The following is a 16,248-nucleotide window of genomic DNA, read 5'->3' on the forward strand; positions in this document are numbered from 1 at the left end:
TGGCTCTGCGGTAGGCTGTAACTAAACGAGCCAAGAATATAGGGGAAAGCGAATGTTGCGTCTAAATGTCTTGGTTGCGTCGGCGGCATTGATCATTGGGTCACCTGCCGTTGCGGAAACGCCATTGACCGTGGTGATTGTCACCGCACAGTCAACTGAACTGGAACGCGGAATTTCGCTAACAGGTGAAATCGTTGCACGAAATTCCCTGAGCGTATCATTTCCAAGCGGCGGCCGCATTGAAAGTGTTGAGGTCCGTGAGGGTGATGTCGTCGAGGCCGGTGCCGTATTAGCGCGTATCACAGCCATTCAGCAAGAGCAGGCGCTTCGTGCCGCGCGCGCCGGTGTTTCGACGGCTACCGCTGATAGGGATCAAGCGCTCGAAGATCTTCGTCGCCAAGATGCACTGCTCGAGCGGGGGGCAACAACACGCGTTTCTCGCGACAATGCTGCTGACCAGACGCGCGTTAAGGAAGGCGTTCTTGCGCAAGCGCGGGCGGATTTAGACCTTGCCGAAAAGGCGCTGGAAGACACTGTTGTAACTGCGCCAGGGGCCGCAACCGTCACCGCACGCTATGCGGAGCCGGGGCAGGTTGTCGGCGCGGTTGAACCCGTTGTTGAACTTGCGTTAGGTGGCGCGGTCGATGCGGTGTTTGATGTCCCTGAAAACCTTATGACCAGTACAAATCAAATCGAACACGTGCGTATGTTCCCGTTGGAACGCCCCAGCCAACTGTTTGAGGGCATCGTGAGAGAGGTGTCGCCTCTTGTTGACCCAACGACAGGTACTGTCGCTGTTAAGGTGAGCGTCGACGACAAACCAAACGGTATCGAATATGGCGATGCCGTCCGCGGTTCTACAACTGAATCAGTCGGTGAGGCTGTCGTCCTTCCTTATAGTGCGATGAGCGCGTCCGCGCAGGGCCCCGCAGTGTGGGTGGTGGACCCAGAAACGATGCGGGTATCGCTTGCGCAGATTACAGTGGACCGGTTTGAAACTGGAAACATCTTAGTCGCGGACGGTATTGAGGAAGGCGCGCAGGTTGTTTCAGCGGGTGCGCAGTTGCTTTACCCCGGCCGCCTTGTTCGCACCGAAGCGGAGACAAACGAATGAACCGTCTATTTCTATTACTCGCCTTGATGAGCGGCCAATCCGCTTTCGCGGAATCCGCGCCAGTATCGGCCGAAATCGTGTCGGATGTTCCTCGGCCAGTTATATCACGCCGTGTTGGCGCAGATGCTGTGCAGCAGGCGACATATATCGGGACGGTTGCTGCCGGTAACGAAGTGTCTCTTGGCTTTCCGATCAGCGGCACAATGGTAGAACGCCGGGTTGATTTGGGTGCCTTGGTTGCCAAGGGCGATGTTTTAGCGCTGCTAGACCCAAAAGATTTGCAGGCCGAAGAGCGTAGCTCTCAGGCAGGTGTTCTTGTTGCTGAAACGAATTTAGGAGCAGCCCAAGAAGCATGGAACCGTGCTGTTGAACTGGCAGAACGTGGCGTTGATTCCGCCACGCGTCAGGAAGATGCACAGCGGGCTTTGGTCGCAGCGCAAGCTGGTGTCGAACAAGCCCAAGCAAACCTCGCAAGCGCCCAAGACAAACTTGACCTTGCTGAGTTACGCGCACCACAAGACGGTGTGATCACCGGAGCTTATGAAGATGCAGGCGCACTGGTTTCGCCGGGTCTAGAGGTGTTGCGCCTTGCGAACACTGATCGCCGAGAAATCGTCGTGGATATCAGCGAACAGGGTCTTGCTGAACTAGAAATCGGAACGGTGTTTGAGGTGGCGTTGGTATCAAATCCACGTTTGACAACCAGCGCGCGTCTGGCACGGATTGATCCCGTTGCCGAAAGCCTGACACGGAACCGTCGTGCGCATTTGTTGCTATCCGACCCGCCTCCGGGGTTCCGCTTTGGCGCGTTGGTCCAAGTTCGCGCGGTTAGCGATGGTGCGGTAGTTGTCAGTTTACCGATAAGCGCAGTGTTGGACCCTGATGGTGACCCGGCAGTTTGGCTAGTTGATCGGGACCACAACGTGGTGAACCTACGCCACATAACGCTTGGGTTGAACTTTGGTGATCATGTCCGCGTGACCACAGGAATTGAATTGGGCGACGAAGTCGTCCTGCGGGGTATCCATTCCCTGCATGAAGGCCAAACCATCGGGCGGAGTGTATCGCAATGAACCGTTTTAACCTGTCCGATTGGGCGCTGTCGCATCGATCTTTTGTCTGGTTTTTAATGATCGTCTCGGTCGTTGCAGGGATGATGTCATATATTAACATCGGCCGCGAAGAAGACCCTAACTTTGCGATTAAGACCATGATCGTATCGGCCGCCTTACCGGGTGCAGATGTTGAACAGACGCTGTCGCAGGTCACTGACCGCATTGAGAAGAAGCTAGAGGAACTACCAGAGCTGGACTTTACCCGTTCGGTCACTGCTGCGGGTACTTCGATTGTTTACATTGAATTGCTGGCTTCGACTGATGCCGACGAGTTGCCACGGATATGGCAGCGCGTCCGCAGCATGATGAGCGACATCCGGGGCGATTTCCCACAGGAGTTTTCGGGGTTCCAGTTCAACGACAGCTTTGGTGATGTGTTCGGCAATCTATATGCCTTTACCTATGACGGGTTCACCCCGCGCGAGGTCCGCGACTACGTCGAACGTGTCCGTCGTGAAATCCAAGCGTTGGATGATGCTGGCAAGGTCGAGATTTACGGCGTGCGCGACGAAGTTATCTATCTTGAATTCTCGACTGAACGGATGGCCGCACTTGGCCTGAACCAAGAGACGGTGCAAGCAACGCTTGCCGCCCAGAACGCCATTCTGCCGTCGGGTGTGATTAAGGCGGGCCCTGAACAGGTGCTGGTTCGTATCGGCGGTCAATTCGCAGATGCAGAGAGCCTTGCCGATATTAACTTGCGTGTTGGTGATCAGTTTTTCCCGCTGACCGATATCGCCGACATTCAGCGTGCCTACGAAGACCCACCGTCTGAAATGTTCCGCTACAACGGCCAAGAAGCAATCGGTCTTGCGGTTGGTATGCGCCAAGGCGCGAACATCGTTGATTTCGGTGTGGAACTAGACGCAGTGATGGCGCAGGCGATCACAGAATTACCCATTGGGATTGATATTCAACAGGTTGCCAACCAACCGCACGTCGTTGACGAAGCCGTCGGCCACTTTCTACAGGCATTGCTAGAAGCCGTGTTGATCGTGTTGGCGGTTAGCTTTGTCAGTTTGGGTATGCGGGCCGGTTTGGTTGTTGCTCTGACGATTCCGTTGGTACTGGCGATTACGTTTGTGATCATGGAATACACCGGGTTCACGCTGCAGCGGATTTCATTGGGTGCATTGATTATCGCGCTTGGCCTTTTGGTGGACGATGCGATGATCGCGATTGAGACGATGATCTCGCGTCTTGAAAAGGGCGAAAGCCTGACGGCATCTGCATCTTATGCGTGGACTTCGATCGCGTTCCCAATGTTAACGGGGACATTGATCACGGTGGCGGGGTTTATTCCGATTGGTTTGAACTCCTCCGCTGCTGGTGAATTCACCTTCTCACTGTTTGTCGTTATCGCTGTAGCTTTGTTGATCTCTTGGGTTGTTGCGGTGTTGTTTGCCCCATTGATTGGGGTGACCTTATTAAAGGAAAACGTTGGACATCATCACGCAGAGCCCGGACGTTTCCGCCGGATGTTTCATGTTGTGTTACGTGGGGCGATGCGGTTTCGTTGGCTGACGATTGCCTTGACAATTGGGGTCTTTGGGTTTTCGATTTATGGAATGCGTTTCGTCGAACAGCAGTTCTTTCCAAGTTCGGACCGGCCCGAGCTTATCGTTGATTTGGCTATGCCGCAGAACACTGCGATCACTGAAACCCAAGCCCAGCTAGATCGGTTCGAAACCTACCTTGAAGATGACGAAAACGTACTGTTCTGGACGTCTTATGTTGGCCGTGGTGCGCCACGTTTCTTGCTTGCGTTTGATGTGCCGACACCCGGCCCGAATACCGGACAAATTGTCATTCAAACACCGTCGGTCGAGGCGCGCGATGCCTTGCGTGCGAAGCTGACAGATGTTGCCGAAACGCGGTTCCCGGGTGCTGATATCTTTGTCAAATTGCTGGAAATCGGCCCGCCTGTTGGTCGCCCAGTGCAGTATCGCCTAAGCGGGACGGATCCCGACACATTGCGCGACCACGCTCGCGACCTCGCGGCGCTTATGGCGACAGATGACCGTCTGACGGGGATCATCCTTGACTGGAATGAACCAGCACGCGTGGTGCGCATCAATATCTTGCAGGACAAAGCGCGCCAGCTTGGACTTTCGTCCAGCGACATCGCGACATCACTGAATACCATTTACGATGGTAAGACCGTGACGGCGCTGCGCGATGATGATTATCTGGTTGATATCCGTGTGCGCGGAAACGAAGCGGATCGTCAGTCGGTTGAGGCATTGTCAAACCTGCAACTGTCCACACCTAGCGGTTCTGCGATCCCGCTTCGGTCAATTGCGACGTTTAGTTATGACACTGAACAGCCGGTGATCCACCAACGCGACCGCACGCCGACGATTACCGTTAAGGCTGCAATTGTTACAGATGACCAACCTGCCACGATTGTAACCCAACTGACAGATAAGATTGCTGCGTTTAACGCGGACCTACCGCTTGGCTATCAGGCGGTAATCGGCGGCGCCGTTGAATCTAGCGTCGATAGCCAAGCACCTATTGCTGCGGTTGTGCCTGTGATGCTGTTGATCATGCTTACACTGATCATGGTCCAGATGCAGGGGTTTAGGCTCGCGTTTATCGTGTTCTGCGTCGCGCCATTGGGGCTGATTGGTGTGGTTGCTGCGCTGGTACCATCGGGCGCGCCGCTAGGCTTTGTTGCGATCTTGGGTGTTCTTGCTTTGATGGGGATTTTGATCCGGAACTCGATCATTTTGGTGTCCGAAATCGAAGTGCTGCGCGACAAAGGCCGCAGTGCTTGGGATGCGGTTTTTGAGGCCAGCGATGCGCGTGCGCGTCCGATCCTGCTGACCGCTGCCGCAGCGAGCCTCGCGCTTATCCCAATCTCGCGTCAGATTTTCTGGGGTCCGATGGCCTATGCAATGATGGGCGGGATCATCGCTGGTACGGTGATCACGCTGGTTTTTGTACCCGCGCTTTATCTGGCGGTCTTTCGGGTTAAACGAGACGCCTAACTGTAATAGCAAACCGACCCGCCTGTCTTGGTTGGGTCGGTTTATCCGTTAGATCACGTTTTAAAGTTTACTCTTTTTATCGATTATTATTTCGAATACATCGCATTGTATATTGAAAACACTGTGCTGTTAGCTGCCGCCAGAGCCTGTGACCGTCAAACAGAAAGGATTACTATGTTTGAACGATCTATTTTTGGTGCGGCTTTTGCGGCATTGGTTGCGACCTCTGGTTTTGCTGACACGTCATTAACAACGCCGGACGGCGTGGTGTCTCTTGCTGAAACACCCGAAACTGTTATTACTTTTGATGTTGGTGCACTGGATACGCTCACGGCGTTAGGTGTCGATGTTGCTGGCCTGACAGAGCCGCTGTATGTTCCAGCGCTTGCTGCCTTGGATGACGGAACTAAGCCCAAAATTGGATCGCTGTTCGAACCCGACTTTGAACAAGTTTTTGCAATTCAGCCTGATCTGATCATCGTTGGACCGCGCAGCGCGAGCCAGATGGAAGCGCTGTCTGACATTGCGCAAACAGTCAATCTAAGTCCCTTTTCAGACGATCTAGAACAGGTTGTCGTTACGCAAACGACAGAGCTTGGCGCGTTATTTGGCAAAGAAGCCGAAGCCGAAGCGCTTGTTGGGGAACTACACAGCTCACTGGTCGAACTGCGCGGCCTGACCGAAAACGCGGGTAAAGGTCTGATTGTGATGACCAACGGGCCAAAGATTTCTGTCTTTGGACCAGAGTCCCGTTTCGGTTGGGTGCATGCCACGCTTGGCGTTGCGCCCGTGCTTGAAAACGTTGAGGCCGAAACACATGGCGAGGCAATTAGTTTTGAATTCTTGCACGATGCAAATCCAGATTGGATGATCGTCTTTGATCGAACATCTGCCACTGGCGGCGACGGGCCAAGCGCGAACGAAACACTGGACAACGAACTAGTTGCGCAAACGACTGCGATGCAAACAGGTCAGGTCATCTATGTGAACCCCGCTGACTTCTATATCGCGACATCTGGCGTGCGGTCGTTGCAAGATACAGTCAACCAATTCATCGAAGCTTATAGCGCCAATCAATAAGCGTAATCGATGAAATCGCTTTCTTTGCACATGCTGTTGGCCTTGGCTGCGATCGTAGCCATGGCGATGCTTAGTTTGACAATCGGCGCCGCTGATATGTCGATCAGCGCGGTGTGGCGTGGGCAAGGGGACGATACACTTATCCTGATGGCCAGCCGTGTTCCTCGGACGTTGGCCATCATTCTCACAGGGATATCGATGGCGATATCCGGTCTTATTTTTCAAATGCTGACCCGCAATAAATTCGTAGAACCAGCAACCGCTGGCACGACAGAAAGCGCTGGGTTGGGTTTGCTGGTTGCCGTGTTTTTCCTGCCAAGCGCGCCTTTGATCGTTAAAATGACAGTCGCCGCGGTTTTCGCCATCGCAGGCACAGTGCTGTTCTTGCGCATCCTTGATCGGCTGCCTGTACACGAACCATTGCTTGTGCCGCTTGTCGGCCTGATGCTTGGCGGGGTCATTGGGGCCGTTGGCACGTTCTTTGCTTACCAAGCAGATCTTTTGCAGTACCTTGGCATATGGACAACAGGTGAGTTTTCCGGCGTCCTGCGTGGCCGGTACGAGATTTTATGGATCACAGGTATCTTGGCTGCTTTGGGCTACGTTTTTGCAGACCGGTTTTCGATCATGGGTATGGGCAAAGACGTTTCTGTCACGCTTGGGCTAAACTATCGCGGTGTGATGTGGGTCGGATTGCTGATTGTATCGATTATCAGCGCGGTTGTTGTGGTGACGGTGGGAACCATCCCATTTTTAGGACTGATCGTCCCGAATATTGTGAGCCGAATGATGGGGGATAATCTGCGTGCAGCTGTTCCGTGGGCTGCCAGTCTTGGTGCGGGGCTGCTTTTGTTATGCGATATTTTGGGCCGCGTTGTCCGCGCGCCTTATGAAATTCCCATTGGCACAATTTTTGGCGTTATTGGATCGGCCGTGTTCTTATACTTACTTTTGGGGCGCCAAAGCCATGCGATCCGATAGCATTGCTCCTCGCTTTGGCTTGCGGCTTGGGTTGCTTGGCGGGGCGGCCCTGATTGCGGTCGCGTTGTTTTTTGTGCTGGGTGTACCGGCAGGGGCGTGGGCGTTTGCGCTCAAGTTTCGAGTGGGCAAGGTTGTTGCATTGATCCTTGTGGCGTTTGCAATTTCGGCGTCGACGCAACTGTTTCATGTCACGACCCGCAACCAGATTTTGACGCCTGCAATCATGGGCTTTGATGCGCTATACCTGATGATACAAACTGGATTGGTTTACAGCATCGGCGGTATGGCAACGCTTTCGATCGACCCAGTTGCTAAATTCTCGGCGGAAGTTGTCGCGATGATGGTGTTTTCTACCGGATTGTTCTTGTGGTTGTTCACCGCGAAATCACGGGACCTGCATCTATTGGTGCTGGTTGGGATCATCTTTGGCGCGCTGTTCCGCAGCCTGTCCAACTTTGCCGCACGGATGATTGACCCCAATGATTTTGTGGTTGTCCAAGGCGAGATGTTCGCCCGTTTCAACGCAGTGAACCTTGATCTACTTTGGATTTCTATCCTGCTTTGTGCTGGAACAGTGCCGATTTTGTGGGGCATGCGTCACCAATTTGACGTGCTGTCGTTAGGACGCGAAACCGCGATTAATCTAGGCCTACGGTACAAACGTGTGATGCTTATTTCATTTGCGACGATTGGCTTGCTAGTGTCGGTTTCTACAGCGCTTGTTGGCCCGATCACATTCTTTGGGCTGCTAGTAACGCATTTAGCCTATCGGTTCTTACCCGGAGCACGCTTTGGCGTAACGCTGATCGCAACCACGCTGGTTGCGATTGTCACGCTCGTTGGCGGGCAGGCGATTTTCGAACATGTGTTAGGTTTCAAAGGCACGCTGTCGGTTGTCATCGATATGCTTGGCGGACTGGTTTTTCTTACTCTGCTGCTTAAGGGGGCTGCAAAATGATCCGGATTAATGGGGTCAGTCATCAGATTGCGGGCATGCCTATTCTATCAGATGTGACACTAACCTTGCCCAAGGGGGGCATTACCGCACTGATTGGGCCGAATGGCGCGGGCAAGTCTACGCTGCTTTCATTGATGGCACGCCTGACGCGTATTCAAAGCGGTAGCATTTCTTTTGATGATGCAAATGTTGCAGAAACACCGACGCAAGAGCTCGCCAAGCGGTTGTCGATCTTACGCCAAGACAATGTGTTGACTGCGCGCTTAACGGTACAGGATCTCGTTGGGTTTGGCCGGTATCCGCACCACAAAGGGCGACCGGGGCCGAATGATGTGAAACTTGTCAACGACGCCTTAGAGGCAATGGCGTTGACGCCGCTGCGAACACGGTTCCTGGATGAGCTGTCTGGTGGCCAGCGGCAGCGCGCGTTGGTCGCGATGGTTTTGGCGCAAGACACAGATTACGTACTGTTGGATGAACCCCTGAACAATCTTGATATGCGCCATGCACGCCAGATGATGATACGGCTACAGACGGCTGCCCGTACACAAGGCAAAAGCTTTGTCGTTGTGATTCACGACATCAATTTCGCTGCGGCCTATGCGGATAGGATTGTCGCGCTAAAGGACGGTCGTGTGCTCGCGACCGGAACCCCGGCCGAGATTGTGACCCCAGCGATGCTAAAGGATATTTTCGATCTTGATATTGTGGTGCAGCAAATCGCAGGTCACCCGTTTGCCCTGCATCAGATTGCACCGCCTTCGACGCAATAGGATCCCGTATGAACACCACTGCTCCGCAACTTTCCGACGCGTTCCGCCTTGCGGAATTAGTGTCGATTGATCGGCCATTCCCGAGCTTCTTTCGTGTCACGATGCGCGCGCCTGATTTGCAGCGCTATACCGAAGGCGGGATGCATTTTCGTTTACTTCTGCCGCCAAAGGGTCGCACACCTGTTTGGCCTTATATCGACGAAACAGGTCGCGCGCGGTTCCCAACTGGGGATGATCAGCTTCACAATCCGGTCTATACTTTTGTTTCGGTCGATGTCGTTGCACAGCAGTTCACCTTTGATGTTTATATCCACGAAGGTGGAAGGATCACCGAATGGATGCGTAACGCGCGATTGGGCGACACAATCGGCATCAATGGTCCCGGTGGTGGCACGATGCCTGTCGCAGATAAGATCATTATGGCGGGTGACGAAACTGCATTACCTGCGATCCGACGGATTTTGGCGGCATCGGCGGCAGATGTGACAGGCGCCGCCTATATCGAAGTTGGAGCGGCAGAGGATGTTCAGGACCTTAAAAAGCCTGCCGGGGTTGATCTGCGATGGCTGATCCGCGGGCGCGATGTTGGTTCAGTACAAGCGCTGATTGATAATCATTCAAACCTGTCTGCTGACAACCCGCCGTTCGTTTGGTGCGGCGCTGAAAAATCGCAGGTACAAAAGGCGCGCGCGCATTTCCGTGATACATTGGGCATTGGTACTGACCATAGCTATCTGTCTGGGTATTGGCGTCAGGCAAAGCCCACGGTAACATGACTTAAATTGCGCAGTTGCGCATTGTTTGTGGTGGATGACCAAACGCCTGTCGGAACGCAGTCGAGAAATTCTCGGGTGTTGAATAGCCCGCAATATGTGCTGCTTGTGCAACTGTGAATCCTTCTTCTGATAGGGCGCGGCGTGCCTGTATCAGCCGTTCACGTCTCATAAAGTTGCTTAACGTGATGCCGGTACCCGTCTTAAAATGCCGTTGAAGCGAACGCCTGTTCATGCCCAAATCTTTTTCAATCCGATCCAGTGTCAAATCCTGATTAAGGTTGCGTAACAAATACAGACGTATGCGTTCTGCAATCGGATGTGCGTCGCTGGGGGACTGGGCAGGTTCATTGATGCAGTCGGTCAAGGCCCGACGGATCAATTCCAGCGCACGAGAAATCCGAAACAGTTCCTTTTGCGTTGCGTTGTCTTGGGGAGGGGGTAGTAAAATTTGCGTCGCGAGCCGGGTCAGTTCGGTATCAATGGACCAAATGTGATAGGTAAATGTAGTGCTGCCCTTGCATAGGCTAGCTGCAACAGTATCTCCGCTTGCGGTGAGTTGGTGTAGCCATTCGCTTGGCGTTGCCAGTGCGATCTTCCTGTAGGGCGCGCCATAGGAAATGTCGTAGTGTAGCTTTGCGGTGCGCCGCAGATGCATCATCATCGCGACAGGATGCTCTCTCGCGTCAAGTTCGATCTGGTGATCGTCGATTGAAAATCGCTGATAGCCTTTTAACAGCACCATTATTTGAAACTTTGGATCGACTGTATCAACAGGCGGGCGTCGTCCGGGTGTCACGACCTCGTCTAGAACGCCGATGCGTAAATCGCCGGGAAATAGTTGAACCGCCATACTGTGTCGCCTTTGAAGTGCGTGAATAACCATTGTGTCGCGCGATCAAAGGTAAGAGTCGCCCGCGCAGGGGGCTGGCACGTGGACGCGCTGGCGTGGTCACTTTAGTAAACCTGATAGAAAAACTCAAGTAAATCGGACGTGGCCTTGCGTCCGGATAAGTATGTATTGGGACACGATAATGACATTGCGAACAAACAGACATTCAAACGCGCGCCATCTAATCTTGGCTGGGCTTATGGCAAGCACAGCACTGGTCGGTCCAGCGTATGCACAAGATGCGATCAACATCGGCACTGTCGTTCTAGAAACAGAAGATGGTACTGCAATTGGCTATGTCGCAACTGAATCGTCTGCGGGTACAAAGACTGATACGCCGCTGTCTGAAACGCCGATCACTGTAAATGTCGTGACCGCTGAACAGATCGAAGCACAGGGCGCTAATTCCGTGGCGGAGGCTGTACGTTATGTTTCGAACGTACAGGGCGAATACCGCGGCACGTCGAATTTTCATGACGAAGTCATGATCCGTGGCTTCACATCTTATTCGGGAAAATCGTTAGACGGCATGTCGTTTGGGGGATCATCTAATGGTCAGCTTGATACATACCTGCTTGAAAGTGTTGAAGTCGTCAAAGGCCCGAACTCACTGACTTATGGTCAGGTCTCGCCCGGTGGTCAGATTAACCAGGTGCTAAAAACACCGACCGAGAGCCAAACAAACCGCGCTGAAATCGCGGTGGGTAGTGAGGATTACCGTCGCTTTAGTGCCGACCTACAGGGTGATCTGAACGACAGCGGTTCTGTGCGCTATCGTTTATTAAGTTCCATTTGGGATAAAACAATCGAAAGCGGGCTGGGTCAAAGCCGTGTGCTTGTTGCGCCATCTGTAACGGCAAACCTGTCTGACCAGACCGAAGTCACTGTTTATGGCATTTACCAAGCTGACCCCGAAGCAGGTTATCGTAACCACCAAACGCAAGGCGGTACCCTAGAGGAAACGTCTGCGGGCTATCTATACCCAGATGGTTTTGCGTCTTACGCACCTGACTATGACGAAGCGGACCGCACGACGACTTCGCTCGGTTATGGGGTTGAACACGATTTTGGCAATGGTCTGACGCTTAACCAAAAGGCGCGCTACAACACGATTGATCTGGATCACAAAGGTGTTTCGGGCGACGCAGTCACTGCTGATGGCTTGGGTGTTGATTTGTTCGCCTTCCATTCTGTGGATCACAGTGAGCAGCTGACAACCGATTCATATTTGTCCACATCGTTCGCGACAGGAACGATTTCACACGAGGTCGTCGGTGGTGTTGATACCCAATGGATCGAAACACGAACCGACTATGCGCGCGCATTCGGTATCGGTACATATTACTTTGCAGACGGATCAACCACAGATCTAAGCACGATTACAGTGAACCCAGTATATGACGAAACCACAACTGTTACCCAAGTCGGCGCTTATGTGCAGGACCAAATGAAGGTTGGTAATTTTAGCGCGGTTGTTGGTTTGCGCCACGATTGGGCTGAAACAGACACTGGTGCGACGGATGGATCGTATTCATCCAACTTCACAGATGAAGCTACAACAGGGCGCGCTGCGCTATCCTACAAGTTTGCAAATGGTTTGATGTCATACGTCAGCTATTCTAGTTCATTCACTCCGGTTACCCGCAGCAGCGGTACGGGAACACCTTTTGATCCTGAAACGGCTGAGCAGTGGGAAATTGGTGCGAAATGGGCGACGCTTGATGGCGCGTTGCAAGTGTCCGGTTCAGTCTTTGATATCACCCAAGAAGGTGTGATGGAGTGGGTGTCCGGTGTTGGCTGGTCACAAGTCGGCAAAGTTCAAAGCCGTGGTGTCGAACTTGAAGCGCAAGGTCAGGTGAATGACCGTCTGGCTGTCGTTGCATCATTCGCGCATCTTGATCCTGTTTACAAAGAAGGCGGAAATACCGGTAACCAACAACAGCGCGTGCCTTTGGAATCTGCCGCCGTATGGCTGGACTATGATGTGACCGAAGCCGTTGGCGTATCTGTCGGTGGGCGCTTCATTGGCAAAAGTTGGGGCAATGCAACAAACACCGTCGAGGTGCCATCAACAACGCTTTACGACATCGGTATGACCGCTGATTTAGGTGCTCTTAACAGTGGCCTAGATGGTATCGGCGCGCGCGTAGCAGTCACTAACGTTGCGGATACGCGCTATACCGCGTCCTGCACCAATGGGTATTGCTGGCAAGGCGAAGGCCGTGCTGTTGTCGCGACCGTCGGATACGAGTGGTAAATTATGACCCTGAAATACGTTCGGGCTGCTCTACCGGTACTCTTTTTGAGTGCGAGTATCGGCATGTGTGAAGACCTCGGTAGTGACCTTTCTCAACAAACAACGTGGGTCGCGCCGGGGGAAACAGCGTCGTTTGAAGTGGATGCAACGCCGGGTACCTATGTTCGGGGACGCTTGCATTCCTTGGGGCATCCCTTCGACCTTTCTTTGACCGACAAGACAGGCATGCATGTTCGGCGGCTGCTAGACGACAACACAGGCGCTGGGCAGTTTCACGTTGTGATCGGCGAACAAGGGCAGCAATTTCGGGCGTTGAATGATGGTGATGTGGGGGTAGAAGTGACGCTTGAGATCGAACGCATTGTCACCCCAGATGAACAAATTGGCAAAACGACTGCTTATCTAAGCCCAGCAATTGCAGCACTTGCTGAAGGCGGTGATACGGACGCGTTTTGGGCGGAACGTGCTGTTCAGGGTACTCCGATGGTTGAACCGTCTACACAAGACGGTCAAATCATCACGACATTCCTATGGCGAGGTGCTGAAAAAAACGTGCGGCTTTGGGGTGGTCCGGCGGCTGACCACATGTGGATGGATCGCCTCGGTGACACTGATGTGTGGTACATTTCTTTCAAAATGCCCGACAGCGGTCGCCTTTCCTACGGTTTTTCGCCAGATGTTCCGCAGTTCGACGGTAGCATGCGTGAAAACCGTGTGGCCTTGCTAGCCACCTTGCAAGCGGATCCGCTGAACAAGACGCCCGTCTATTCGGATGCGCCAGACCAATGGGCGCAGCGTTCATTCTTTGAAGCCCCGAACGCGCCCGTTCAGCCGGGGATGGTTGGCCAAGGTGATATTGCGGAGGGAACCATTGAACCCGGGCTGCTACGCGCGGTCGCTTTCTCAGATCGGAGAGTTGATTACTACCGCCCAGCAGATTTTGACCCAAGCGACCCTAGCACAGTGCTTTTGGTGATGTTTGACGGTCCAGCCTATCAGACAGAACGCGCTCCTATCCCCAAAATTTTAGATCGTTTGATCGCAGATGGACGACTGCCACAAGTCGTTGTCGCGTTCATTGATCCGGTAGACGCTGATCAACGCGGTGTGGATTTGACGTGTAATCCTGAATTTCTCGATGTGTTGGCCAATGATTGGTTGCCGCAAATTGAGAGCACTTTGGAAATTGCACCAACGGCTGCGCAACGGGTTGTGTCTGGGTCTTCGTATGGCGGTCTAGCGTCGGCGTGCCTTGTGCATCGCCATTCCAGGACCTTTGGCAATGCGGTCGTTCTATCGGGCAGCTTTTGGTGGGCGCCACAAGGATACGAAGGCCAAGGAACCCCCTATGTTTCGTCGCTTTGGATGGATGATGCGCCTAAGGATGTTCGCATTTGGATGTCTGCGGGGATTTATGAAATCAGCCGTTTGCCGGGCAGCGTGTCGATCTTTGAAACGACCCGGCACCTACGCGATGTGCTGACGTTACAGGGGATCAACGACGTGACCTACCGCGAATTCGTGGGCGGTCACGATTACCTTGTTTGGCGCGGCGCGTTAGCCGAAGGGTTGCTGCATCTTTTTGGTGACTAGGACGCGGGGAAAACTTTCCCATCGAACAGTTTGCGCGCGGTCCTTAATGTGCCCGCGCGCTGAACCTGACCTTGTGTATCGCGTTCAATCAACACTTCGGCAGCACCAGTCGGATGTTCGATTGCGAATGTGTTGTCGGTTGGCAAAACCGCGACGCTCGCGGCAGGCGATCCGGGCAATGTGCAGGCCGTCGCCACGCTAACCGCCGCAAAGACCCCAATCGTTGCGTGGCAGCGATGCGGAATAAAGCTACGGGTCGTGATCGTTCCGCTCTTTGGCGGCGCGACTAAGGTCATTTTCGGAACTGATTTTTGCGCGACATCACCAAGGTTCATCAGTGGCCCGCACTGTAGGCGAATTGCCTCTAACCGCGCTTTCAGCCCGGTATCAGCATCAAGCATTTCGCGGGGTTCATAGCCCGTTAGCCCAAAATCGGTGGCACGCATAATCACGCAAGGCATGCCGTTATCGATTAGCGTACATTCGACCCCATCTATAACATCGACAGCATTGCCAGAGGGCAACAGCGCCCCACACATAGACCCTGCGATATTATCAAACATCAGTGGAATTGGCGCATGGGTGCCGAGAACGCCATCAATATGCGCGTCACCTGCGTAGGTCACGATACCGTCTGGCGTTTGCACGTTCGCAGTCGCGATTTCGCCGGTGTTTAGCATATGAATACGGACAGATGTTTCATTCGAATTGACAGGAACCAAGCCCCGTTCAATTGCGGCAGGGCCAACCCCGGCAAGGATATTTCCGCAGGCTTGGGCGTCTGTAACAATGGCCCGATCAACGAATACTTGTAGAAACAGATAATCGAGATCAGCGTCAGGGCGTGACGCTGGCGATATGATCGCCACCTTGGACGTTAGAGGATCTGCCCCACCGATCCCGTCGATTTGTTGCGGATCAGGTGATCCCATGATCCGCAACAACAATGCGTCACGGTCGGCCGTGTCGGTGGGCAAATCGCACGCAAGAAAATATGCGCCCTTAGACGTCCCGCCGCGCATCCAAAGACATGGGATGCCTTCAGACATACTTCAGACCCTTCTCTGCCAGCCGTGGCCGCATGTCGTAGATATCTAATCCCAGCTCACCCGCTGCTAGGCGCACGCGTTTGGCCTCTTCCGCATCAAGCCGTTTTTGCGCATTGACCAAGACTGCCGCGGCTTCGGCCTGTTTTACGACGACAACGCCATCATCATCCGCGACGATGACATCACCTGCGTCAATCGCTTGCCCTGCGCAAACGATTGGCACGTTCACAGAACCAAGCGTTTCTTTGACGGTGCCCTGCGCGCTGATCGCTTTGGACCAGACCGGGAAATTCATTTGGGTCAGGTCGCGAATGTCACGCACGCCCGCATCAATGATCAGCCCACGACAACCGTGCGCGATGGCCGATGTGGCGAGTAAGTCACCGAAATACCCGTTGTCGCAGGGCGATGTCGGTGACAGCACAAGAATATCGCCTGCCTGCAGCTGCTCGATCGCGACATGAAGCATCCAGTTATCTCCGGGCGCTGCGCTGATTGTGACGGCAGATCCAGCGATCTGTGCACCGCGATAAATCGGGCTCATGTAAGAGGCTAGGCAGCCTTTGCGACCCTGTGCCTCGTGAACGGTTGCGACGCCTGCTTCACCCAGTTTCTTGATGGTTTCAGGGTCAGCGCGTTTCACGTTTTGAACAACTACAGACATGGGGTT

13 protein-coding genes are annotated in these 16,248 nt (G+C 53.6%); 10 read left to right on the forward strand and 3 right to left on the reverse strand.

The genetic code is table 11. The features are described 5' to 3' along the window. The first annotated feature begins 52 nt into the window (after positions 1-52). From CYQ09_RS16360 to CYQ09_RS16395, 8 genes are all read left to right on the forward strand, one after another. The gene (locus tag CYQ09_RS16360; protein WP_106746469.1) at positions 53-1,114 is read left to right on the forward strand and encodes an efflux RND transporter periplasmic adaptor subunit; all 1,062 of its coding nucleotides are present in this window, start codon (positions 53-55) and stop codon (positions 1,112-1,114) included. Then, positions 1,111-2,187 (forward strand): efflux RND transporter periplasmic adaptor subunit, encoded by a 1,077-nt coding sequence (locus CYQ09_RS16365; RefSeq protein WP_106746470.1) that lies wholly within the window; start codon positions 1,111-1,113, stop codon positions 2,185-2,187. The genes CYQ09_RS16360 and CYQ09_RS16365 overlap by 4 nt, the downstream gene beginning before the upstream one ends. Next, complete coding sequence (locus CYQ09_RS16370; RefSeq protein WP_106746471.1) at positions 2,184-5,222, forward strand: efflux RND transporter permease subunit; 3,039 nt, start codon at positions 2,184-2,186, stop codon at positions 5,220-5,222. Before CYQ09_RS16365 ends, CYQ09_RS16370 begins: the two co-directional genes overlap by 4 nt. A 174-nt stretch (positions 5,223-5,396) precedes the next feature. Then, positions 5,397-6,302 carry a siderophore ABC transporter substrate-binding protein gene (locus tag CYQ09_RS16375; RefSeq protein ID WP_106746567.1) on the forward strand — a complete coding sequence of 302 codons (906 nt, stop codon included), beginning with the start codon at positions 5,397-5,399 and terminating at the stop codon, positions 6,300-6,302. Between the two features lie 9 nt (positions 6,303-6,311). Then, on the forward strand, positions 6,312-7,283 hold the full coding sequence (locus CYQ09_RS16380; protein ID WP_162617705.1) for an ABC transporter permease: 972 nt from the start codon (positions 6,312-6,314) through the stop codon (positions 7,281-7,283). Continuing rightward, a complete protein-coding gene (locus tag CYQ09_RS16385; RefSeq protein WP_106746472.1) occupies positions 7,270-8,241 on the forward strand; it encodes an iron chelate uptake ABC transporter family permease subunit in 972 nt (323 codons plus the stop codon). The genes CYQ09_RS16380 and CYQ09_RS16385 overlap by 14 nt, the downstream gene beginning before the upstream one ends. Further along, positions 8,238-9,014: an ABC transporter ATP-binding protein gene (locus tag CYQ09_RS16390; protein ID WP_106746473.1), complete on the forward strand. Its 777-nt coding sequence runs from the start codon at positions 8,238-8,240 to the stop codon at positions 9,012-9,014. Before CYQ09_RS16385 ends, CYQ09_RS16390 begins: the two co-directional genes overlap by 4 nt. 8 nt (positions 9,015-9,022) lie before the next feature. Beyond that, the gene (locus tag CYQ09_RS16395; protein ID WP_106746474.1) at positions 9,023-9,790 is read left to right on the forward strand and encodes a siderophore-interacting protein; all 768 of its coding nucleotides are present in this window, start codon (positions 9,023-9,025) and stop codon (positions 9,788-9,790) included. A gap of 1 nt (position 9,791) precedes the next feature. Here the strand turns inward: CYQ09_RS16395 and CYQ09_RS16400 are convergent, their stop codons facing one another. Continuing rightward, positions 9,792-10,640, reverse strand: a complete 849-nt coding sequence (locus tag CYQ09_RS16400) for an AraC family transcriptional regulator (protein ID WP_162617706.1) — start codon at positions 10,638-10,640, stop codon at positions 9,792-9,794. A gap of 181 nt (positions 10,641-10,821) precedes the next feature. On the opposite strand from CYQ09_RS16400, the gene CYQ09_RS16405 reads away from it, so the two are divergent. Beyond that, a complete protein-coding gene (locus tag CYQ09_RS16405; RefSeq protein WP_162617707.1) occupies positions 10,822-12,936 on the forward strand; it encodes a TonB-dependent siderophore receptor in 2,115 nt (704 codons plus the stop codon). Between the two features lie 63 nt (positions 12,937-12,999). Further along, on the forward strand, positions 13,000-14,529 hold the full coding sequence (locus CYQ09_RS16410; protein ID WP_162617708.1) for an esterase family protein: 1,530 nt from the start codon (positions 13,000-13,002) through the stop codon (positions 14,527-14,529). Here the strand turns inward: CYQ09_RS16410 and CYQ09_RS16415 are convergent. After that, complete coding sequence (locus tag CYQ09_RS16415) at positions 14,526-15,578, reverse strand: 4-oxalomesaconate tautomerase (protein WP_106746478.1); 1,053 nt, start codon at positions 15,576-15,578, stop codon at positions 14,526-14,528. The genes CYQ09_RS16410 and CYQ09_RS16415 overlap by 4 nt on opposite strands. Further along, entirely contained in the window at positions 15,571-16,242 is a 672-nt protein-coding gene (locus tag CYQ09_RS16420; protein WP_106746479.1) for a 4-carboxy-4-hydroxy-2-oxoadipate aldolase/oxaloacetate decarboxylase, read from the reverse strand. Before CYQ09_RS16420 ends, CYQ09_RS16415 begins: the two co-directional genes overlap by 8 nt. Between the last annotated feature and the right edge of the window lie 6 nt (positions 16,243-16,248).

The sequence above is a fragment of the Yoonia maritima genome (genome assembly GCF_002933395.1).
Taxonomy (GTDB): domain Bacteria; phylum Pseudomonadota; class Alphaproteobacteria; order Rhodobacterales; family Rhodobacteraceae; genus Yoonia; species Yoonia maritima_A.